Source organism: Pseudokineococcus sp. 5B2Z-1 (genome assembly GCF_037482305.1).
In the GTDB taxonomy this organism is placed as follows: domain Bacteria; phylum Actinomycetota; class Actinomycetes; order Actinomycetales; family Quadrisphaeraceae; genus Pseudokineococcus.
This window is the reverse complement of the sequence record NZ_JBBHZG010000007.1, coordinates 133,154-151,933: the sequence shown is the minus strand read 5'-3', so window position 1 is coordinate 151,933 and position 18,780 is coordinate 133,154. Positions and strand designations below refer to the sequence as shown.

Sequence of the window (18,780 nt, the reverse complement as noted above, 5' to 3'; positions counted from 1 at the left end):
GGCGGCGCGGGCACCACCCGGACGGCGACGCCGCCGCCCGGGGAGGCGCCGCGGCCCCACGGGGGCGCGGTCGGAGGAGGACGGAGGGGCGATGGAGCTCACCAGGAGGTCGCTGCTCGCGCTCGCGGGCGCGGGCGCGCTCGCGGGGTGCGCGGGGCAGCTGCCGGAGCCGGACGTGACGGCGGCCGGCTTCGGCGAGGACGCGAGCGGCGTCGTGCGCGTGTGGACGCGCGGCGCCACGCAGGCGGGCGTGCAGGGCGTCGTCGAGGCCTTCCACGCGAGCCAGGACCGGATCCGCGTCGAGGTGACGCCGGTCCTCGACGGCCAGTACGTCACCAAGCTCGCCACGGCGATCCGCGGCCGCGAGGTGCCCGACGTCGTCGACATCGACGACATCAACGCGATGCTCTTCATCTTCCGCGACGTCTTCACCGACATGACGCCGCTCGTGCGCTCGCTCCCCTACGCCGACCTCCTCAGCCCGGGCCACCTCCAGCTGGCCACGGTCGGCGAGCGCGTCTACGGCGTCCCCTTCCTCGCGGACGTCTCGATGCTCTGGTCCAACGACGACCTGCTCGACCGGGCGGGGGTCGACCCGGCCTCCCTGACGACGATGGAGGCCGCCGTCGACGCCGCCGAGCGGGTGGCCGCCCTGGGAGACGGCTCGATCGGCTGGTCCCTGCCGGGCAACGCCGCCGGGATCATCGGGTTCGTCACCCAGCCGCACACGTGGGCGACGGGCGCCCGGCTGCTCGAGGGCGACGTCGGCTCCCAGACGGGCGACATCGCCGGCAACGCGACGCTGCGGCAGGTCCTCGAGCTCTACCGGCGCCTGCAGACGGGCGGCTCGCTGCAGCCCGGCGCCTACGCCGACGCGGGGACGACGTGGGGCGCCGACTTCCGCGCCGGCCAGGTGGGCCTCTTCCCCTCGAACTTCAGCTCGGCCGTCCTCGCCGCGGACGCGGACATGCAGGCGCGGACGAGCGTCCGGCTGCTGCCCGGCCCCGGTGGCGGGACGGCGTTCTTCGACGGAGGCGACAACATGTGCATGCCGCGCGGCGCCCGCAACCCCTCGGGCGCCTGGGAGTTCATCCGCTTCGCCCTCGACGTCGCCCAGCAGGAGCGGCTCCCCGAGAACGGCTTCATCCCGATCCGGTCCGACGCCGCGACGGACCGCTACCGGCAGGACTTCCCGCTGGCGGTGCTGCCGCTGGACCAGATCAGCCAGGGCTTCGCGCCGCGGACGCTGCCGTACAACCTGCTCTACAACCAGCCGGACAGCCCCTACTTCGCGCTCGTGCGGGAGGCCGTCTTCGGCGGCGACGTCGACGCGGCGCTCGAGACCGGCCAGGCGGCGTACGACCGCATCCTCGAGCAGGCCCAGCGATGAGCGCGCCCGCGCAGTCCGCCGGCACCGGGGCGTCCGCGACCACGGGCGCCGCCGCCGGCGGGCGGGCGCCGACCCGCCGGACGTCCCTCGGCACCCTCACCCACCGCGAGCGCACGGGCTTCCTGCTCGTGCTGCCGGCCGTCGTCATGGTCGTCGCCTTCGTGCTGCTGCCGCTCGTGCTGGCGGTCGGCATCTCCTTCACCAACTGGCCCCTCATCGGCGACTACGACTGGGTGGGTCTGGCCAACTTCACCGCCATCGCGAGCGACACCGCCTTCCAGCAGGCCGTCGGGTACACGCTGCTCTACACGGCGATCGTCACCGGGCCGATCCTCGTCGTCGGCTACCTCATGGCCGTGGTCGTCCGCGCGAACCGGCGCGGCTCGACGGCGCTGCGGACGCTGTTCTTCCTGCCCTACGTCATCGGCCTGTCCACCCTCAGCTTCCTGCTCGTCCTCGAGGCGCAGCCCGGCAGCGGCGCGGTCAACCTCGTGCTCGAGGCCCTCGGCATCACCGACGGGCAGACGGCGTGGCTCGTCGACGGGCCGCTCGCGACCGGGCTCATCTGCGTGCTCGTCGTCTGGGGCGTCTCGGGCCTGACGATGCTCCTGCTCGTCGCGGGCATGCAGGGCGTGCCCCGCGAGGCCTACGAGTCCGCGGAGATGGACGGCGCGAGCTGGTGGCAGCGGGAGCTCCGCATCACCATCCCGATGATCCGCCGGCCCATCGCGATGAGCCTCATCATCTCGGTCATCGGCTCGTTCCTGGCGTTCACCCAGTTCTTCATCCTCACCCAGGGCGGGCCCGGCACGGCGACGACCCCGGTCGTGCTCAACATCTACAACCGGGCCTTCGTCCAGCTGCAGGTCGGCGCCGCGACGGCGCTGTCGCTCGTGCTCGTCCTCGTCGTCGGGCTCATCACGGCGGCCCAGTTCTGGCTGCTGCGCGAGCGCGACTGACACCCTCCCGGGTGGAAGGGGGAGGGGGGGGGGGTGACATCCCCCCCCCCCCCCCCCCCTCCCCCCCCCCCCCCCCCCCTCCCCCCCCCCCCCCCCCCCTCCCCCCCCCCCCCCCCCCCTCCCCCCCCCCCCCCCCCCCTCCCCCCCCCCCCCCCTGTCCCCCCCCTCCCCACCACTGCCCCGGAGATGACGATGGCGACGACGACGGCCACGACGGGTCGAGGCGCCGACGAGGTGCGCGACGCACCCCCACGAGCCAGCGCGGCCGGCCACGCGGAGAGCCGCACCAAGGTCGCGCTCTACGTGAGCGCCGGCGTCCTCGCCGTGGTGGTGTTCCTCGCACCGCTGCTGTGGGCCCTGCTGCGCGCCTTCCAGCCGGACGCCGTCATCACGTCGGCGCCCTCGTGGAGCAGCTTCTTCGACCTCAAGACGAGCAACTTCACCCGCCTCGGCGGCGGCCAGGGCCTGCTGCGGGCGACGGCGAACAGCCTCGTGGTCTCCCTCAGCACGGCCGCGCTGACGGCGGTCGTCGCCACGGCCGCCGGCTACGGCTTCGGGCGCTTCCGCTTCCGCTTCTCCGGCGTCGCCTTCGGCGCCGTGCTGCTGACGATGATGGTGCCCTTCCAGGCGATCCTCACGCCGCTGTTCCTGCAGCTCAACGCCATGCGGCTCACCGACAGCCTGCTCGGGCTCGTGCTCTTCTACACGACCGTCAACCTGCCGTTCGGCATCTTCGTCATGCGCAACTCCTTCGCCACCGTCCCCGCCGACCTCGAGGACGCGGCCTTCGTCGACGGCGCCGGCACGTCGCGCACCTTCTTCTCCGTGCTGCGCCCGCTCGTGGCCCCGGGCATCGCCACGACGGCGCTCTACGCCTTCCTCGTCTCGTGGACTGAGTTCCTCGGGGCGCTCACCTTCCTGACGCGCCAGGAGCTCTACACGCTGCCCGTCGCGCTGCTCAACCTCCAGCAGGGCGCCTACGGGCAGGTGGACTACGGGCTGCTCGCCGCCGGTGCCGTCGTCGCGATGATCCCGTGCGTCGTGCTCTACGTGGCGCTGCAGCGCTTCTACGTCGCCGGGCTGGCGTCGGGGGCCGTCAAGGGCTGACGCCGCGCACCGGGGCGCTCTCAGTGCGCCGAGGGGGCCGCGTCCGTCGCGCCCCGGCGGTGGCGGACGACCTCGACGGCGTGCACCAGCGCCACGACGAGCAGGCCGACGAGGAGCCCCAGCACCGCGGCGGCGAGCGTCGCGACGAGCCACCCGGCCACCGGGCCGGCCGCGCCCAGCGCCTCGGCCACGGCCTCCTCGGCGTGGTGCACGACGTCGTACGGCGCGGTGAGGCCGAGCTCGTCGGCGCCGACGAGGAGCAGGTGGCCGCCGACCCACAGCATCGCCGCGGTGCCGACGACGGTGAGGACCGTGAGCAGCTTCGGCAGGGCCGCCACCATCCCCCGGCCCAGGCGGGCCACCGCCGCGGACGGCGCCTCGGCGAGGCGCAGCCCGGCGTCGTCCATCTTGACGATGAGCGCGACGACGCCGTAGACGCCCACCGTCACGGCGAGGCCGACGAGCGCGAGGACGACGGCGCGCGTGAGGAACGGCTCGCTGACGACCTCGTCCAGCGCGATGACCATGATCTCGGCCGACAGGACGAGGTCGGTGCGGACCGCGCCCCTCACGAGCGCGTCCTCGTCGGGCAGCTCCCCCTCCGCCGCGGCCGCGCCGTGGGCGCCGTGGCCGCGCAGCCGGCCCCAGACCTTCTCGGCGCCCTCGAAGCAGAGGTAGGCGCCGCCGAGCATGAGCAGCGGGGTGAGCGCCACCGGCAGCAGCCAGCTGAGCAGCAGCACGACCGGCAGGATGACGAGCAGCTTGTTGCGCAGGGAGCCCACCGCGATGCGGCGGATGATCGGCACCTCGCGCTCGGCGGCCAGTCCCCGCACGTACTGCGGCGTCACGGCGGTGTCGTCGACGACGACCCCGGCCGTCTTGGCGCCGGCCCGCGCCGCTGCGGCGCCGACGTCGTCGAGGGAGGCGGCCGCGGCGCGCGCGAGCAGCGCGACGTCGTCCAGCAGGGCCACGAGACCAGCGCTCACGACCGGCCCCCTCTCAGCGTCGACGCACGGCGCCCGCCCCGCGCGGGCGCCGCGGGCATCCTGCCGCGCCCGGGGCCCGCGCGCCCGTGACCTCGGGCGGAGCCGGGTCGGGAGCACCCGACCGGGGGTCAGCGCCGGCGCGGGTCCCACAGGACGAGCGCGGCCCCGGCGCGGGAGCGGCTGACCCGCCGCCCCATCTGCCCGGCGACGACGTCGCCCGACGGGTCGGCGGTGAACACGCGGCGCTGCGCGCCCACGAGGGCGCGCAGCCGCTCGACCTCCTCGGACAGCCGGAGCACCCTCCGCTCGAGCTCGAGGATGCGCTTGATGCCGGCGAGGTTGACGCCGTCCTCCTGGGACAGGCGCTGCACCTCCCGGAGGGTGGCGACGTCGCGCAGGCTGTAGCGCCGCCCGCGGCCGGCCGAGCGGCGGGGCTCGACGAGCCCGAGCCGGTCGTACTGGCGGAGCGTCTGCGGGTGCATGCCCGCCAGCTCGGCCGCCACGGAGATCGGCAGCACCGCCGCGTCGACGTCGACCTCGGGCGCGCCGGCGCCCCGCGGGTCGGACGCCGAGGTGGTCATCGCGGCTCCACTCCCCGCGTCACGAGCGCGCCCCGCTGCGGCCGCTCGCGCCGCGCGCGGCCCGCAGGAGGTCGCCGCGCGCGTCGTCGCCGCTCGTGGCGGCGGCGAAGGCCTCGACGGCCGCGCGCGCCTCGTCCGAGAGCCGCTGCGGGACGACGACCTGGAGGGTCACGAGGAGGTCGCCGGTGCGCTTCGCCGTCGTCACGCCGCGCCCGCGGGCCCGCAGCACGCGGCCCGACGGCGTGCCCGGGGGCACGCGCAGCCGCACGGTGCCGCCGTCGAGCGTGGGCGCCTCGACGTCGGCGCCGAGCGCGGCCTCCGCGAAGGTCACGGGGAGGGTGACGCGCAGATCGTCACCCTCGCGGGTGAAGACGGGGTGCTGGCGCACCGCGACGGTGATGACGAGGTCGCCGGGCGGGACGCCGGGGCCCCCGGAGGCGCCCTTGCCGCGCAGGCGGATCTTCTGGCCGTCGCGGACGCCGGCGGGGATGCGCGCGGTGACCGTGGTGCCGTCGCCGGCGCGCAGGGTCGTCGTCGAGCCCTCGGCCGCCGTCGTGAAGTCGAGCGTCGTGGACGCCTGGACGTCGGCGCCCTGGCGCGGGCGCGAGGGTCCGCCGCCGAAGCCGGCGCCGGGGCCGCCCTGGCCGAAGATGCCGTCGAGCAGGTCCTCGAAGCCGGGCGGCGTGCCGCCGGCACCACCTGCACCGGCGCCGCGGCCGCCCGCCGCGCCGGGGCCCGGGCCGTAGCGGGCCCGCTGGCCGCCCTGGCCGAACATGCCGCCGAAGAGGTCCTCGAAGCCGCCCGCGCCGGGCCCGGCCGCGCCCCCGCCGCCGGCGCTGAAGCGAGCGCCGCCGGCCATGGCGCGCACGGCGTCGTACTGCTGGCGCTTGTCGGCGTCGGAGAGCACGGAGTACGCCTCGCCGACCTCCTTGAAGCGCTTCTCCGCCGCCGCGTCCCCCGGGTTGGCGTCGGGGTGCAGCGTGCGGGCGAGCTTGCGGTAGGCCTTCTTGACGTCGGCCGCGCTGGCGTCCTTGGGCACGCCGAGCTCGGCGTAGAAGTCCTTCTCGATCCAGTCCTGCCCGGACACCCGCGGCTCCTCACCTGCTCGTTCGGCGGCGGGCGGGCCCGCCTGCCGGTGCTGCTCGTGCTGGTGCGCGCACCCCTCGGGGGCGGCGCGCGGCGCCCCGCCCGGCCGGGTGGCCGGACGGGGCGCCGGTGGTGCTGCCTGTTACTGCGGGTCCGCGACGGCGACGCGCGCCGCGCGCAGGACCCGGCCGCCCGCCCGGTACCCGGGCTGGAGCACCTGGGTCACCGTGGTGACCTCGATGCCCTCGGCGTGGCCGTGCATGAGCGCCTCGTGGACGGCGGGGTCGAATGCCTCGCCCGCCTCGCCGTAGCGCTCGAGGCCGAGCCGCTCGAGGGTGCCCTCGAGCTTGTCCGCGATGGAGGCCGCGGGCCCCTCGGCCAGGCCCCCGTGGGTGCGGGCCAGCACGACGTCGTCGAGCACGGGCAGCAGGGCCTCGAAGACCGAGGACCTCGCCGCGGTGGCCGAGACGTCCCGGTCGCGGTCGACCCGCTTGCGGTAGTTGACGTACTCGGCCTGCAGGCGCTGCAGGTCCTCCAGCCGCTGGTCGGCCAGGGCCTGCGCGGCGCGCAGGTCCTCGCCGCCGGCCGCGTCCGCCAGGACGTCCTCCGCCGTGAGGTCGGAGGCGCTGGCGTCCGGGTCGGCCGCGGCGCTCGCGCCCTGCTCCCCCGCCGCGGCGTCCTCGCCCGGCCCGGCGGGCTGCTCGCGCAGCCCGCCGGTCTCCGGGTCCACGCGCCGGCGGTCGCGGACGACCGGGTCCGGCTCGCGCGGGTCGCGCTGGGGGTCGCCGCCCTGCTCCGGTCCGGTGGCTCCGGCCGTCACTTGGCGTCGTCCTTGCGCTCGTCCTCGTCCACGATCTCGGCGTCGACGACGTCGTCGTCGGCGCTGGCGGAGCCGGTGTCGCCGGCGGTCGCGCCCTCGGCCGTGGCGTCGCCCGCGCCCTGCTCCTGCTGCTGGGCGTACATGGCGGCGCCGAGGGTCTGGCTCGCCGTGGCGAGCTCCTCCTGCGCGGACTTCACGGCCTCGACGTCGTCGCCCGCGAGCGCGGTGCGCAGCGCGTCGACCTTCCCCTTGACCTCGGACTTGCCGTCCTCGGGGAGCTTGTCGTCGTTGTCGGCGAGGAACTTCTCCGTGGAGTAGAGGAGCTGCTCGGCCTGGTTGCGGACCTCGGCCTCCTCGCGGCGCTTCTTGTCCTCCTCCGCGTGGGCCTCGGCGTCCTTGACCATGCGGTCGATCTCCTCCTTGGACAGCGCGCTGCCCCCGGTGATCTGCATGGACTGCTCCTTGCCCGTGCCCCGGTCCTTGGCCGAGACGTGGACGATCCCGTTGGCGTCGATGTCGAAGGTGACCTCGATCTGCGGGATGCCGCGGGGCGCCGGCGCGATGCCGGTGAGCTCGAAGTTGCCGAGCGGCTTGTTGTGCTGCGCCAGCTCGCGCTCGCCCTGGAAGACCTGGATCTGCACGGACGGCTGGTTGTCGTCGGCCGTCGTGAAGACCTCGGAGCGCTTGGTCGGGATGGCCGTGTTGCGCTCGATGAGCTTGGTCATGATCCCGCCCTTGGTCTCGATGCCGAGGGACAGCGGGGTGACGTCGATGAGCAGGACGTCCTTGCGCTCACCGCCGATGACGCCGGCCTGCAGGGCGGCGCCGACGGCGACGACCTCGTCCGGGTTCACGCCCTTGTTGGGCTCCTTGCCGCCGGTGAGGCTGCGGACGACGTCCGCCACGGCCGGCATGCGGGTGGAGCCGCCGACGAGGACGACGTGGTCGATGTCGCCGACCTTGACGTCGGCGTCGGAGATGACCCGGTTGAAGGGCTCCTTCGTGCGGTCGAGCAGGTCCTTCGTCATCTGCTCGAACTGCGCGCGGGTGAGCTTCTCGTCGAGGTGGACGGGGCCGTTCTCCGTCATCGACAGGTACTGCAGCGAGATGTTGGTGCTCGTCGCGGACGAGAGCTCCTTCTTGGCCTGCTCGGCCGCCTCGCGCAGGCGCTGCATGGCGATCTTGTCCTTGGACAGGTCGACGCCCGAGCTGTTCTTCACCGTGGTGACGAGGTGCTGGACGACGCGCGCGTCCCAGTCGTCGCCGCCGAGGCGGTTGTCACCGCTCGTGGCGCGGACCTGGATCGTGGAGAAGCCGTCCTCGGCGTCCTTGCCCACCTCGAGGAGGGAGACGTCGAAGGTGCCGCCGCCGAGGTCGAAGACGAGGATCAGCTCGTCCTCCTTGCCGCGGTCGAGGCCGTAGGCCAGCGCGGCGGCGGTGGGCTCGTTGACGATGCGGGACACCTTGAGGCCCGCGATCTCACCGGCCTCCTTGGTGGCCTGGCGCTCGGCGTCGTTGAAGTACGCCGGGACGGTGATGACGGCGTCGGTGACCGTCTCGCCCAGGTAGGACTCCGCGTCCCGCTTGAGCTTCTGCAGCACGCGGGCGGAGATCTCCTGCGCCGTGTACTTCTTGTCGTCGATCTCCGTGGACCAGTCGGTGCCCATGTGGCGCTTGACCGACGTGATCGTGCGGTCGACGTTCGTCACCGCCTGGCGCTTGGCGATCTCGCCGACCAGCGGCTCGCCGGACTTGGCGAAGGCGACGACCGAGGGGGTGGTGCGCCCGCCCTCGGCGTTCGCGATGACGGTGGGCTCGCCGCCCTCGAGGACGGAGACGACGGAGTTGGTGGTGCCGAGGTCGATGCCGACCGCTCGAGCCATGGGGGGTCCTCCTGGGTGCTGCGCGTGGTCGCTCAGGTCTTGAGCCGAGTGCGCTCAACCTTGCGACGGGCGGTGCGCGCTGTCAAACCGGAGCCGCCGTAGTTGAGCCTGCCTCACTCAACTGCAGCAGGGGGGCGGGTGTTCCCGGTGGCGGCGCTCCCTCCGCCTGGCTGCTGCTGCCGCCGCCGCCGCCGCCTGCCCGTGGGATCCGCCGCAACGTGTCGTCGCACGGATCTCGTGCCACCGCCGTGTCGTCGTCCGGATCTCGTGTCACACCGACGGCCCGACGATGATCGCCCGGGGTGGCACGGCAGGTGGTGACCTGGCCCGCGAGCGCATCAGGCAGCGGGAGTGCTCGACGCCGTCGCGGCGGTGGGCCACGAGGTCGGGGCCGGCGACGTGGACGGTCAGCCGCAGCTCCTTCGCCTGAGCATGGCCGCGGGGAACGGCGTGCGTGCGCGCGTCTCCACCACCGGCGAGGAGCTGTTGGCCCAGCAGCTGGTCGTGCGGGCCCGCCCTCCCTGCCTGCGCCGTGGTGCGCGTGAGCACTGGGCGAAAGGTCGCCCGGCTTCCTGAGCCGTTCGAGCGACCTCGGAGGAAGTTCTCCGAGAACAGCCCCTGGAGGCTGCTCCCCTCTCTAGCGTCCCGCCGGCATCACTGAGCGCGAGGGGGACGGATGAGTGGGCCGGGTGCACCCGACGGTGCGACAGCGTGACCGTGCGATGACCTCTACCAGGACACCGGCGAGGGCCGGCATGCTGCCCGAAGTCGCACGCGCTGCGCTCGTCGGTGTCCTGGGCGTGATCGGCCTGGTCGGCGGGATGTACTGCCTGTGGGGGGTGTTCGCCTCGAACATCGCCTGGACCTCGTCGCTGGAGCCGCCGGACTACAGCACCCCCTCGCAGCTGACCTTCGGGATCGGCGCGGTCTTGTGCGCCGTCGTCCCGTCCGTCGTGGCGGCGCTGCTTCACCCCTCCGCGCGCCGGTGGTTGCTGGCCGTAGCCGCGCTGCTGCTCGTGGTCGTGGGCGGCCTCGCGGCCCTCCTCAGTCAGGCCTGACGGTCGTGGCGGCCGTCGGTGGCGGCGTCCAGCGCGCATCTTCGCCGTCGCACGCGCGGGGGCCGCGCCCCGAGAGGCGTCAGCCGGCGGGGGTGCGAGCCTGGCCAGGGGTGGGTAGGCACCCGCACCCGGCGACGAGGAGCACCCGGACGCCGGGCGGCAGTCCCGGCGTCCCCGGTGTGGGCGGGTGGGGCCGCGGGCGAGCTCCGGCCGTCCACGTGGGGGCGAGACCGGCGCCTCTGGCCGTCCTCGCCCGCGAGGTCCGCGCGACCCCGGTCAGCACCGCCCTCGGGCCGCTGGCCGGGACCGCTGCACGAGTAGGTGACACCCGAACTGCGGTACCTGCGCATGCAGCAGTCCCCGTCCCTCGTTCCGCGGGGTCGCCGCCCGGACCGGGAGCACGACCGGGGAGTCGGACGCCGACGACCACCCGAAGAGGGCTCCCGTCCGTCGGAGCCGCCGCGGCGCGAGCGAGGTCAGCCACTCCGCGACGTGGGCCGCGGCGGTGCGGGCCCGGCGGCACCGACCTGCGAGGGGGTCGGTCACCTGGTCGCCCGGCTGCGCCGTCGTGCCACCAGGCGCCCGGCCCTCGTCCCGACGAACGCGACCACGACCGCGAGAGCCGACGGCGGGAGGACCACCGCTGGTTGAAGCGACGCGGACCGCAGCACGGCGAACCCGTGGTCGACCAGCTCGACGGGCTGGCGCAGCAGCGCCCGGGCCCCCGCCGCGGGGCCCCCACCGCCGGCACGACCCGGGCGGGCACCGGACCGGCGTCGCGAGACGGGGCTCGCGGTCTCTCGTGCGGCCGCTCCGAGGCGACGACCTCCGCCTCGGCGACGACATCGAGCCTGTCGTCGCGGACGGCCTCCGTGGTGGCTGCAGCCTCGACGTCGCGGCCGCCGGCCACCACGGGCGCCGCGCCCGGGCACCATGGCCCCCCGGACGTGCGGTGGACCACGGCCGCGGTGGGCGCCGCGCACGGGCCGGGTGGCCTCGGCGGCTCGGGCGCGCGTCACCCAGTCGCTGGCGAGGAGGGCTCGTGGTCGTCGAGCTGGCGATGGGCGAGTCCTTCGCGGTCGCCGTCTGCCCGCCGGTCCCCTTCCTCGACGCCTCGCCCCACGAGTGCTGCGAGGCCGTCCGCCTCGCGCTCGGTCCGGAGGTGACGCCCGACGTGCTCGCCTCCGCCCGCACGGGTCCGGTGGGCGCCATCGCGGCACCCTCCGGGCGGTGGCTCGAGACGGATCCGCCGTCCGACCGCCAGGTCGAGCAGCCATCGCCGCGCCGCTCGCACGTCGGCCGAGCGGCGGACCACCGGGTGAGGTCCCGCGCGTGCCGGCCACGTCCTGCCTCCGGGTCCGCAGCAGGACCCGCCCCGAGACGCCCCGCGTCCGGGACGGTGGTCGCGTGAGCGACGGTGGGGTCCTCGAGGACGGCGGCCCCGTGCCCGCGCGCGTCCTCGCGGCCTTCGGGCTCTCCGGGCGGCAGCAGCCGCTGCTCGGCGGGCGAGGGCTGGCCGTCCGGGTCGGCGAGGCGGTCCTGCTGCCGGCGCCCGGCGTCGTCGCGAGCGCCTGGGCCTCCGAGGTCGCCGGGCGGTTCCGCTCCTCCGACGTCCGCCTGCCCCGACCCCTGCGCAGCGGCGACGGACGCTGGGTGGTCGACGGGTGGAGCGCCGGCGAGCACGTCGACGGCGTCGAGAGCCCTGCCGGACGCTGGCGCGAGCTGCTGGACACGGCCCGCGCCCTGCACGCGGCGCTGTCGCGCGAGCCCGTCCCGAGGTGGCTGGCCGGACGCCGGGACCCGTGGGCCGACGCCGACCGCGCCGCCTGGGGCGAGACGACACCGAGGCCCGGGGCGGTGACGGCTCCGCTGGTGGCGCGGCTGCTGGGAGCGCGTGGCGCTCTGCCGCAGGCGCTCCCGGATCAGCTCGTCCACGGTGACCTCACCGGCAACGTGCTGCTCCCCCGCCGGGAGGGGCACGGGGCGCCGACCGTCATCGACCTGTCCCCCTACCGGCGCCCCGCGGCCGCAGCCGTGGCCGTCGTCGTGGCGGACGGCCTCCTGTGGCACGACGCGGGCCCGGAGCTCGTCGCCCTCGCCGATCTCGGCCCGTGCGGACCGCAGCTGCTCGTGCGGGCCCTGCTCTTCCGCCTCCTGGCCCTGGACGCCCTCACCCGCGACCGGCCCGCGGTGACGGCGGCCGAGCTCCCTGCGCACGAGGCAGCGGCCCGCCTCGTCCTAGCTCTGCCCGTCGCGTCGAGCGATCGCCCATGACGCACCCATCCCCGCGAGCTACCGACCCACCGCACAGACCCTGGCCCCGGCCTTCCGGCCCGCACTCGAGTCGGACGGCGGGCGTGCCGACGGGCGAGCTCCTCGAGGGCGTGCTGCGCTGAGGTCGCGACGAGATCGTGAGACGTACGTGCTGACACGACGGTGGGACAGAGCACGTTGGTTGGTCGCGGCCACGACGACTCCAGCGAGTCCCCAGGAGTCAGTCGGCCGTCCTCAGGTGCTTGCGCATCTGCTGGGTCACCACGACGTACCCGGCCGAGGCGTACAGGCCGACGGCGCCGGTGTTGCTGCCGAAGACGTCGAGCTCGAGGGAGCCGACGCCGCGGGCGCGCACGGCGAGCTCGGCCTGCTCCAGCAGCGCCCGCCCCAGTCCGCGTCTGCGGTGCTCGGCGTCGACCTCGATGTCGTAGAGGAAGCCGCAGTCGGGCGCCCCCTTGGGGTGACGCAGCCCGATCCACACCCGACCGACGGGTGCGCCGTCGGGCAGGACGGCCCGCAGCAACAGCATGTCCGGGGTGTCCAGCCCCTGCGGGAGCCAGCGGACGTTGCCCTCCAGCGCCCGCTCCAGAGCACCCTCGGCGGGCCAGCTGCCGGCCGCGACCTGCTCGTCCGCGTAGGCGCGGGCGACCTGGTGCTGCCAGGCCCCGAACTCCTCCTGCGTCATGGGCCGCACGCCGATCGCCGTCACGGCGGCACCCTCGCACCAGGACAGCCGCGTGGCGAGGACATCGGCCGAGGAGGGCCGCGGCGCGATCGCGTCCGACCGCCAGGTCGGGGCGGCCGTCGCGGCGAGGCTCACGACGGCCCTCCCGCGTCGGTCAGCCGCCCGCGCCCGGCCCGCCGCCGCGATGGCGCGCCACGGCCGCGGCGGCGAGGTCGCGCACCGGCGGCGGCGCGGGCTGCGCCCCGCCGGTGACGGCGCGCCGAGCCCGGGCGGCGAGCCCGCCGTCGTAGACGGCGAGCAGCTCGGCCGCGAGGGCCGCCGGGTCGGCGGCGCCGGTGGCCGCGGACAGCGCGTGGAGCCGGTCGACGAGCAGCCGGGTGTCCTCGACCAGCCACCGGTGCGCGGGCTGCTCGGGGGAGACGACCTCCACCGAGGCCGCGAGGAAGGCGCACCCGCGGGCGCTGCCCGGCTCCGCGGGGAAGCCGGCGAGCGCGTCGAAGACCGCGAGCACCCGGGCGTCCGCGTCGTCACCGCAGCGCGCCAGCGCGGCGTCCCAGGCCTCGCGCCAGCGCTGGTGCCGGCGCTCCAGGTACGCCGCGACGAGCCCGTCCTTGCCCGCGAAGTGCGCGTACAGGGTCGCCGGCGCCACCTCTGCACGCTTCAGCACCGCGTCGACGCCGGTCGCGGCGATGCCGTGCTCGTAGAAGAGCTCCTCGGCGGCGTCGAGCAGGCGCTCGCGGGCCGGTCGGCGTGCGGTCGTCGTCGGCATGCCCTTACTGTAACGACCATTATGATGAAGCGATCGTTACAGTTGTCGTCGAGCGACAGCGCGAGCACACGCGCGCCCGGGGACGCCGAGCCCGGGGAGGCTCGGCGCGTCCGCTCCCTCGTCGCCTCCGGGACCGGCCTCATCGCCGTGGCCTACGGCGTCGTCCGCTTCGGCTACGGCCTGCAGCTGCCGCAGCTGTCGGCCGAGTTCTCGCTGTCGCCCGGCCTCGCCGGCGCCATCGCCTCCGGCAGCTTCGCCGCCTACTGCGTGGCGGCCCTCGTGGCGCAGCGCCTCATCGCGGCGCGCGGGGCGCGCACGGCGCTGTGGCTGGCCGCCGCCCTGGCCGCCGCGGGCGCCCTCCTCGTGGCGCTGTCGTGGTCGGCGGCGGCGCTGGCCGTGGGCGTGCTCGTCGCCGGGGGCGCCGCCGGCGCGGCCTCGCCGTCGCTGGTCGTCGCCGTGGCCTCCACCGCGCGCGGCCCGCTGGTCGACCGGGCGCAGTCGGTCGTCAACGCCGGCACCGGCATCGGGGTCGCCGTCACCGGCGCGGCCGTCCTCGCCGCGCCCCAGGTCTGGCGCCCCGTGTGGTTCGCCGCGGCCGTGGCCGCCGTGCTCACCGTCGCGGTCGTCGACCGCTCCACCACCTGGCCCGCCCCACCACCGGAGCGCTACGCCGGACGGCGTGGCGGGGGGCGTGGCGGACCGGGCACCCCGAGGTCGTCGCACCGGACGATGGCGCGGCCGGTGCTGGCCGCCGCCGTCGCGGGGCTGGGCAGCGCGGCGGTGTGGACCTTCGGGCGCGACCTCGTCACCACCACCGGCGGCCTGCCCGAGCGGACCACCGCGGCGCTGTGGGTGCTCCTCGGCGCGGCGGCCGTCCTCGGCGCGGCCAGCGGCGACGCCGTGCGACTGCTCGGGCTTCGCCGCTCCTGGGTACTCACGGTCACGCTGACGGCCGCGGCGACGGCTGCCCTCGCCGTCGCCCCCGGGCAGGTGGCGCTCGCCGCCGTCGCCGGCGCCGTCTTCGGCGGCGCCTACACGGCCCTGTCCGGCGTCCTCATCGCCTGGGCCGGCCACCTGCGGCCGGACGCCGCCGGACCGGCGACGGCGACGCTCTTCGTCGCCCTCACCGCCGGGCAGGCCGTCGGCGCCTCCGCCACCGGCGCCCTGGCCGCGCAGGTCGGCCTGCCTGCGGCCTTCGGCGTCTGCGCCGTCGTCGTCTTCAGCGCTGCGCTCGTGCTCCCCGGCCGGACGCACCCAAGTGCGGGGCGGGCCCTCTCGCCCTGGGCCCGCAGTGACGCCGGCCGCTACGCCCCGATGACGTCCTCGAGCTGACGTCGCCGCCGGTCGAGCCGAACGACGGCGGTCGACGTCCCGACGGCCGCAGCACCGGCCGCGAGCCCCAGCACCGCCCACCAGGGGGACGCCGCGACGGCCAGCACGAGGAGGGCGACGCCGACGACGGCGAGCAGCCGCGGCGCCCAGCGCCCGCCGAGCTCGCGCCGGCGCAGGAGGGCGACCCGCACGGCCAGTCGGCGCTGCGCGTCGCTGGTCGGGGAGGCGCCGCGGCGCACGACCCCCTCGGCGTCCAGCAGCGCCTCACGACCGCCGGGGACCTCGCCCTCCAGCTGCCGCCACAGGCGGTGGTCGCGGCGCAGGCCCACGAGGGAGCCGGCGCTCGCGGCCGCCGCGAGCGTCGCCCTCAGCGCCGCGTCCTCCCGCGGGTCCCTCCCCTGCGCCGCGGTGCTCACCCAGGTCGCCCCGAAGACGCCGAGGGCGAGCACCGCCCAGCGCGACCACCAGCGGGGGCGCTCCGACCAGGAGCGCCGTCCACCTGTCGCCGTCGCACGCGTCACCGCCCCACCCTCTCGCCCCACGCAGCCGAGGAGGCGGTCACGGCGCGGTGCAGCGAGACGTCGGAGCCGACTCGGGGACCCGGCGGAAGCCCGTCGCGGCAGGTCGTGGACCCCGATCGCCCCGCGCGCCCCCCACAGGGCGGGAACCACGGTGACGATGTCGCGTCACGCCGCCGCGGCAGCGGAACCGCCGGCACCGACGCCCCGCGCCCCAGGCCCGCACCCCAGGGAGACGCCATGACCGCCCAGCCGCTCCGCCCGGAGGACCTGGCCGCCGACCTCACCGAGCTGGTCGCCGAGGAGCACCGGCTCCTCCAGCGGGTCAGCAGGTCGGTCGACGACGAGAACCGGCTCCGCCAGGTCCGGCTCGAGCAGGACCGCCTGTGGGAGCTGAGACGCCTGCTCCGGGCGCGTCGTGCACACGACGAGGCCCCCGCCGCCGTTCCCGACCGCAGCGCCCGGGTGGTCGAGCAGCACCTGCGGTAGCCGTGCGCGCCGGGGAGCCGTGGCGGGTCCGGTCCCGGCGACGAGCGCCAGGGGCGCCCGGAGGACCTCAGCCGGCGACGACCGCGGTGCTGGTCCGGCCGCCGTCGACGTCGAGGCGCGTGCCGTGCACGCCCTCCGCGTCGTCGCTCGCCAGGTAGGCCACCGCGGCGGCGACCTGCTCGGGGCGGACGAAGCGGCCGAGCGGCGTGCCCACGACCGACGGCCAGCCCGGGTCGGACCGGTCGTCGACGGGGCGCACGACGCCCGGGCTCACGGAGTTCACGCGGACACCGGCGGGCCCGAACTCCGTGGCCCAGTTCCGGACGAGCGCGTCCGCCGCGGCCTTGGACGCCGAGTACGCCGGGACCACCGGCGTGCCGCCCTGCGCCATCCACGAGCTGATGCCGATGACGGCGCCGCCCCCGCGGGCGGCCATCGCCGGGGCGAGCCGGGCCACGAGGAACAAGGGCCCGGTCACGTTGACGGCCCAGGCCTCGGCGAGCTGGGCCTCCGTCGTCTGCGCCGTGGAGGACACCGAGACGACGGCGGCGTTGTTGACGAGGACGTCGACGCGGCCGCCGAGCGCCGCCTCCGCGCGGGCGGCGGCGTCGTGGGAGGTCGCCTCGGTCCCGTCGAGGTCGACGGGCACGAAGACGGCGCGCCCGCCCGCCGCGGCGATCTCCGCGACGACGGCCTCGCCGCGCCGGACGTCCCGGCCGCCGACGGCGACGAACGCGCCCTCGGCGGCCAGGCGGGCGGCGGTGGCGCGACCGATGCCGCTGGTGGCGCCGGTGACGAGCGCCGTCCTCCCCGCGAGGCGGGCGAGGGGGCCGACCGCGGCGGGCCGGGGCTCCGGGGTCTGGTCGGTCGGTCGAGGGCTGGGGGCTGGCGGTGGCCACGACTCAGGCCGGCTGCAGGTAACGGGTGGCCGAGAGGCCGCCGTCGACGTCGAGCAGCGCGCCCTGGACGAAGGCGGCCTCGTCGGTGACGACCCAGCGCACGGCCGTGGCGATGTCGACGGGGCGCACGGGGCGGCCCGCCGGCGTGGTCGCGGTCATGGCGGCCAGCGCCTCCTCGGCGCCGGCGTTGCCCGGGGTCGACGTGGCGCCGGGGGCGACGGTGTTGACGCGGACGCCGGACCGGCCGTACTCGGCGGCCCAGGTGCGCGTGAACTGCTCCGTCGCCGCCTTGCTCGCGGTGTACACGGCGCCGAAGGGGACGCCGGTGCGGGCCATCCAGGAACCGACGGTGACGATGGCGCCGCTGCCGCGCTCGGCCATCGCGGGCGCCAGGGCGCCGACGAGCACGTGGGGCGCCCGGATGTTCAGCGCCCACACGGCCTCGAGCTCGGCGTCGGACGTCGCGGCGGTGGGCCCCGCGGGGTAGACGCCGGCGTTGTTGACGAGGACGTCGACGCGGCCGCCCAGCGCGGCGGTGGCCTCGCGGGCGAAGTCGCGGACGGCGTCGGGGGACGCGCCCAGGTCGGCGGTGACGGCGTGCGCGGTGCCGCCGTCGGCGCGGATCGCGGCGACGACCGCCTCGGTGCGGGCGGCGTCGCGGCCGTGCACGACGACCTCGGCGCCGGAGGAGGCCAGCACGCGGGCGACGGCCTCGCCGATGCCGCTGGACGAGCCGGTGACGACGGCGGTGCGGCCCGCGAGGCGGGCGTCGCGGGGCAGGGCGGACAGGGTCTGCTCGTTGGACTGCATGGTCCATTCTTAGCACGGCTGGACCAGGCGGTCCAGCGACGTAGGCTGGTGGGCGTGAGCGAGCGGACGACGGGCGGGCTGACCGAGAAGGGGCGGGCGACGCGCCAGCGCATCGTCGAGGCGACGGCGCTGCGGATCCTCGACGCGGGCGTCGACGGGACGAGCCTCGACGACGTCCGCGCCACGACGCTCACGAGCAAGAGCCAGCTCTTCCACTACTTCCCCGGCGGCAAGGCGGAGCTGGTGCGCGCCGTGGCGCAGTGGGAGGGCGAGCAGCTGCTCGCCGCGCAGGAGCCGCACCTGTCGGACCTCTCGACGTGGGAGTCGTGGGAGGCGTGGCGCCGGGGGCTGGAGGCGTACTACCTGGGCCTCGGGCGCTGGGCCTGCCCCATCGGGTCGCTCACCGCGCAGATGGCCGCCACGGACGCCGAGACCGCCGCCTTCCTGCGGACGGCGTGGACCACCTGGCGCACCCGCCTCGCCGCCGGGGTCCGCCGCATGCAGGCCGCCGGGAGCATCGACCCGGCCGCCGACCCCGACCGCCTCGCGACGTCCGTGCTCGCCGCCATCCAGGGCGGGCTGCTGCTCAGCCAGCCCGAGCGCGCGAGCTGGCCCCTCGAGGCCGCGCTCGACACCGCGTGGGCGACGCTGCACGCTCCCGCGACGACAGGGACGCCGACCAGGTCCTGAGCCCCTGGCGGCGAGCGGGGACCGGACGGCGCCGCAGCGACGGCCCCTACGGCGTCGGGGAACCCTCCACCAGCGCGTAGACGCCGAGCCGGTTGCCGTCCGGGTCGTGGAGCTCGAAGTGGTCCACCACCCCCTCGACGTGCTCGACGGGGCTGGCCTCGACGCCGAGCCCGACCATCCGCGTGCGCTCGGCCGCCGCGTCGGCCACCCCGAGGCGCAGGACGACCTCGGCGCCGGAGCGGGCCGTGACTCCCTGCCCGAGCTGCAACCAGACCGGCCCGACCTGGAACTCGACGAGGTCGTCACCGATCTCGACGTCGGGCTCCCCCAGCTCCAGCACCCGCTGGTACCAGGCCACCGCCCGGGCCAGGTCGCTCACCGGCAGCCCGACGGTCACGCTCGAGACGTCCACGAGCCCAGCGTGGCAGTGAGCGCGGCCCCCGT

19 protein-coding genes and 1 pseudogene are annotated in these 18,780 nt (G+C 76.2%); 8 read left to right on the top strand and 12 right to left on the bottom strand.

Annotated features, from left to right (window positions below; translation table 11 throughout):
• Nucleotides 1-91: 91 nt before the first annotated feature.
• From WDV85_RS15680 to WDV85_RS15670, 3 genes are all read left to right on the top strand, one after another.
• Entirely contained in the window at nucleotides 92-1,390 is a 1,299-nt protein-coding gene (locus WDV85_RS15680; protein WP_339571521.1) for an ABC transporter substrate-binding protein, read from the top strand.
• The gene (locus WDV85_RS15675; RefSeq protein WP_298992988.1) at nucleotides 1,387-2,349 is read left to right on the top strand and encodes a carbohydrate ABC transporter permease; all 963 of its coding nucleotides are present in this window, start codon (nucleotides 1,387-1,389) and stop codon (nucleotides 2,347-2,349) included. The genes WDV85_RS15680 and WDV85_RS15675 overlap by 4 nt, the downstream gene beginning before the upstream one ends.
• A gap of 192 nt (nucleotides 2,350-2,541) precedes the next feature.
• On the top strand, nucleotides 2,542-3,456 hold the full coding sequence (locus WDV85_RS15670; protein WP_339571520.1) for a carbohydrate ABC transporter permease: 915 nt from the start codon (nucleotides 2,542-2,544) through the stop codon (nucleotides 3,454-3,456).
• A 20-nt stretch (nucleotides 3,457-3,476) separates the two neighbouring features.
• On the opposite strand, the gene WDV85_RS15665 is transcribed toward WDV85_RS15670, so the two are convergent.
• The 6 genes from WDV85_RS15665 to WDV85_RS15640 form a co-directional block, all read right to left on the bottom strand.
• Nucleotides 3,477-4,442, bottom strand: coding sequence for a DUF808 domain-containing protein (locus WDV85_RS15665; RefSeq protein ID WP_339571519.1), 966 nt, complete (start codon nucleotides 4,440-4,442; stop codon nucleotides 3,477-3,479).
• A gap of 128 nt (nucleotides 4,443-4,570) precedes the next feature.
• A complete protein-coding gene (locus WDV85_RS15660) occupies nucleotides 4,571-5,023 on the bottom strand; it encodes a heat shock protein transcriptional repressor HspR (protein WP_339571518.1) in 453 nt (150 codons plus the stop codon).
• Between the two features lie 19 nt (nucleotides 5,024-5,042).
• Nucleotides 5,043-6,110 (bottom strand): DnaJ C-terminal domain-containing protein, encoded by a 1,068-nt coding sequence (locus tag WDV85_RS15655; protein WP_339571517.1) that lies wholly within the window; start codon nucleotides 6,108-6,110, stop codon nucleotides 5,043-5,045.
• A gap of 141 nt (nucleotides 6,111-6,251) precedes the next feature.
• Nucleotides 6,252-6,929, bottom strand: coding sequence for a nucleotide exchange factor GrpE (locus WDV85_RS15650; RefSeq protein WP_339571516.1), 678 nt, complete (start codon nucleotides 6,927-6,929; stop codon nucleotides 6,252-6,254).
• Nucleotides 6,926-8,812: a molecular chaperone DnaK gene (gene dnaK / locus WDV85_RS15645; RefSeq protein WP_298806817.1), complete on the bottom strand. Its 1,887-nt coding sequence runs from the start codon at nucleotides 8,810-8,812 to the stop codon at nucleotides 6,926-6,928. The genes WDV85_RS15650 and dnaK overlap by 4 nt, the downstream gene beginning before the upstream one ends.
• 270 nt (nucleotides 8,813-9,082) lie before the next feature.
• The gene (locus WDV85_RS15640; RefSeq protein WP_339571515.1) at nucleotides 9,083-9,361 is read right to left on the bottom strand and encodes a hypothetical protein; all 279 of its coding nucleotides are present in this window, start codon (nucleotides 9,359-9,361) and stop codon (nucleotides 9,083-9,085) included.
• A gap of 251 nt (nucleotides 9,362-9,612) precedes the next feature.
• Here WDV85_RS15640 and WDV85_RS15635 point away from each other — a divergent pair, with 251 nt between their 5' ends.
• Complete coding sequence (locus WDV85_RS15635; protein WP_339571514.1) at nucleotides 9,613-9,870, top strand: hypothetical protein; 258 nt, start codon at nucleotides 9,613-9,615, stop codon at nucleotides 9,868-9,870.
• A 1,407-nt stretch (nucleotides 9,871-11,277) separates the two neighbouring features.
• Complete coding sequence (locus WDV85_RS15630; RefSeq protein ID WP_339571513.1) at nucleotides 11,278-12,144, top strand: hypothetical protein; 867 nt, start codon at nucleotides 11,278-11,280, stop codon at nucleotides 12,142-12,144.
• 220 nt (nucleotides 12,145-12,364) lie between these two features.
• Here WDV85_RS15630 and WDV85_RS15625 read toward each other — a convergent pair whose 3' ends face one another.
• Nucleotides 12,365-12,853: a GNAT family N-acetyltransferase gene (locus tag WDV85_RS15625; RefSeq protein WP_339571512.1), complete on the bottom strand. Its 489-nt coding sequence runs from the start codon at nucleotides 12,851-12,853 to the stop codon at nucleotides 12,365-12,367.
• 130 nt (nucleotides 12,854-12,983) lie between these two features.
• On the bottom strand, nucleotides 12,984-13,598 hold the full coding sequence (locus tag WDV85_RS15620) for a TetR/AcrR family transcriptional regulator (RefSeq protein WP_339571511.1): 615 nt from the start codon (nucleotides 13,596-13,598) through the stop codon (nucleotides 12,984-12,986).
• 21 nt (nucleotides 13,599-13,619) lie between these two features.
• Here WDV85_RS15620 and WDV85_RS15615 point away from each other — a divergent pair, with 21 nt between their 5' ends.
• Nucleotides 13,620-14,930: a YbfB/YjiJ family MFS transporter gene (locus WDV85_RS15615; RefSeq protein ID WP_339571510.1), complete on the top strand. Its 1,311-nt coding sequence runs from the start codon at nucleotides 13,620-13,622 to the stop codon at nucleotides 14,928-14,930.
• Here WDV85_RS15615 and WDV85_RS15610 read toward each other — a convergent pair.
• Nucleotides 14,903-15,451: a hypothetical protein gene (locus WDV85_RS15610; protein ID WP_339571509.1), complete on the bottom strand. Its 549-nt coding sequence runs from the start codon at nucleotides 15,449-15,451 to the stop codon at nucleotides 14,903-14,905. The genes WDV85_RS15615 and WDV85_RS15610 overlap by 28 nt on opposite strands.
• 237 nt (nucleotides 15,452-15,688) lie before the next feature.
• On the opposite strand from WDV85_RS15610, the gene WDV85_RS15605 reads away from it, so the two are divergent.
• Entirely contained in the window at nucleotides 15,689-15,937 is a 249-nt protein-coding gene (locus tag WDV85_RS15605) for a DUF2630 family protein (protein WP_339571508.1), read from the top strand.
• A 67-nt stretch (nucleotides 15,938-16,004) separates the two neighbouring features.
• On the opposite strand, the pseudogene WDV85_RS15600 reads toward WDV85_RS15605, so the two are convergent.
• A pseudogene (locus WDV85_RS15600) lies at nucleotides 16,005-16,730 on the bottom strand (SDR family NAD(P)-dependent oxidoreductase); the annotation flags it as partial.
• A 109-nt stretch (nucleotides 16,731-16,839) separates the two neighbouring features.
• Nucleotides 16,840-17,646: an SDR family NAD(P)-dependent oxidoreductase gene (locus WDV85_RS15595; RefSeq protein ID WP_339571507.1), complete on the bottom strand. Its 807-nt coding sequence runs from the start codon at nucleotides 17,644-17,646 to the stop codon at nucleotides 16,840-16,842.
• A gap of 54 nt (nucleotides 17,647-17,700) precedes the next feature.
• Here WDV85_RS15595 and WDV85_RS15590 point away from each other — a divergent pair, with 54 nt between their 5' ends.
• A complete protein-coding gene (locus tag WDV85_RS15590) occupies nucleotides 17,701-18,336 on the top strand; it encodes a TetR/AcrR family transcriptional regulator (RefSeq protein ID WP_339571506.1) in 636 nt (211 codons plus the stop codon).
• A gap of 46 nt (nucleotides 18,337-18,382) precedes the next feature.
• Here the strand turns inward: WDV85_RS15590 and WDV85_RS15585 are convergent, their stop codons facing one another.
• Nucleotides 18,383-18,748 carry a VOC family protein gene (locus WDV85_RS15585; protein ID WP_339571505.1) on the bottom strand — a complete coding sequence of 122 codons (366 nt, stop codon included), beginning with the start codon at nucleotides 18,746-18,748 and terminating at the stop codon, nucleotides 18,383-18,385.
• Nucleotides 18,749-18,780 lie beyond the last annotated feature (32 nt).

What these genes read in the sequence shown, in the direction of transcription:
- WDV85_RS15680 (WP_339571521.1), top strand. Translation starts at nt 92, where the DNA reads ATGGAGCTCACCAGGAGGTCGCTGCTCGCGCTCGCGGGCGCGGGCGCG.
- WDV85_RS15675 (WP_298992988.1), top strand. Translation starts at nt 1,387, where the DNA reads ATGAGCGCGCCCGCGCAGTCCGCCGGCACCGGGGCGTCCGCGACCACG.
- WDV85_RS15670 (WP_339571520.1), top strand. Translation starts at nt 2,542, where the DNA reads ATGGCGACGACGACGGCCACGACGGGTCGAGGCGCCGACGAGGTGCGC.
- WDV85_RS15660 (WP_339571518.1), bottom strand. Translation starts at nt 5,023, where the DNA reads ATGACCACCTCGGCGTCCGACCCGCGGGGCGCCGGCGCGCCCGAGGTC.
- dnaK (WP_298806817.1), bottom strand. Translation starts at nt 8,812, where the DNA reads ATGGCTCGAGCGGTCGGCATCGACCTCGGCACCACCAACTCCGTCGTC.
- WDV85_RS15620 (WP_339571511.1), bottom strand. Translation starts at nt 13,598, where the DNA reads ATGCCGACGACGACCGCACGCCGACCGGCCCGCGAGCGCCTGCTCGAC.
- WDV85_RS15615 (WP_339571510.1), top strand. Translation starts at nt 13,620, where the DNA reads ATGATGAAGCGATCGTTACAGTTGTCGTCGAGCGACAGCGCGAGCACA.
- WDV85_RS15605 (WP_339571508.1), top strand. Translation starts at nt 15,689, where the DNA reads ATGACCGCCCAGCCGCTCCGCCCGGAGGACCTGGCCGCCGACCTCACC.
- WDV85_RS15595 (WP_339571507.1), bottom strand. Translation starts at nt 17,646, where the DNA reads ATGCAGTCCAACGAGCAGACCCTGTCCGCCCTGCCCCGCGACGCCCGC.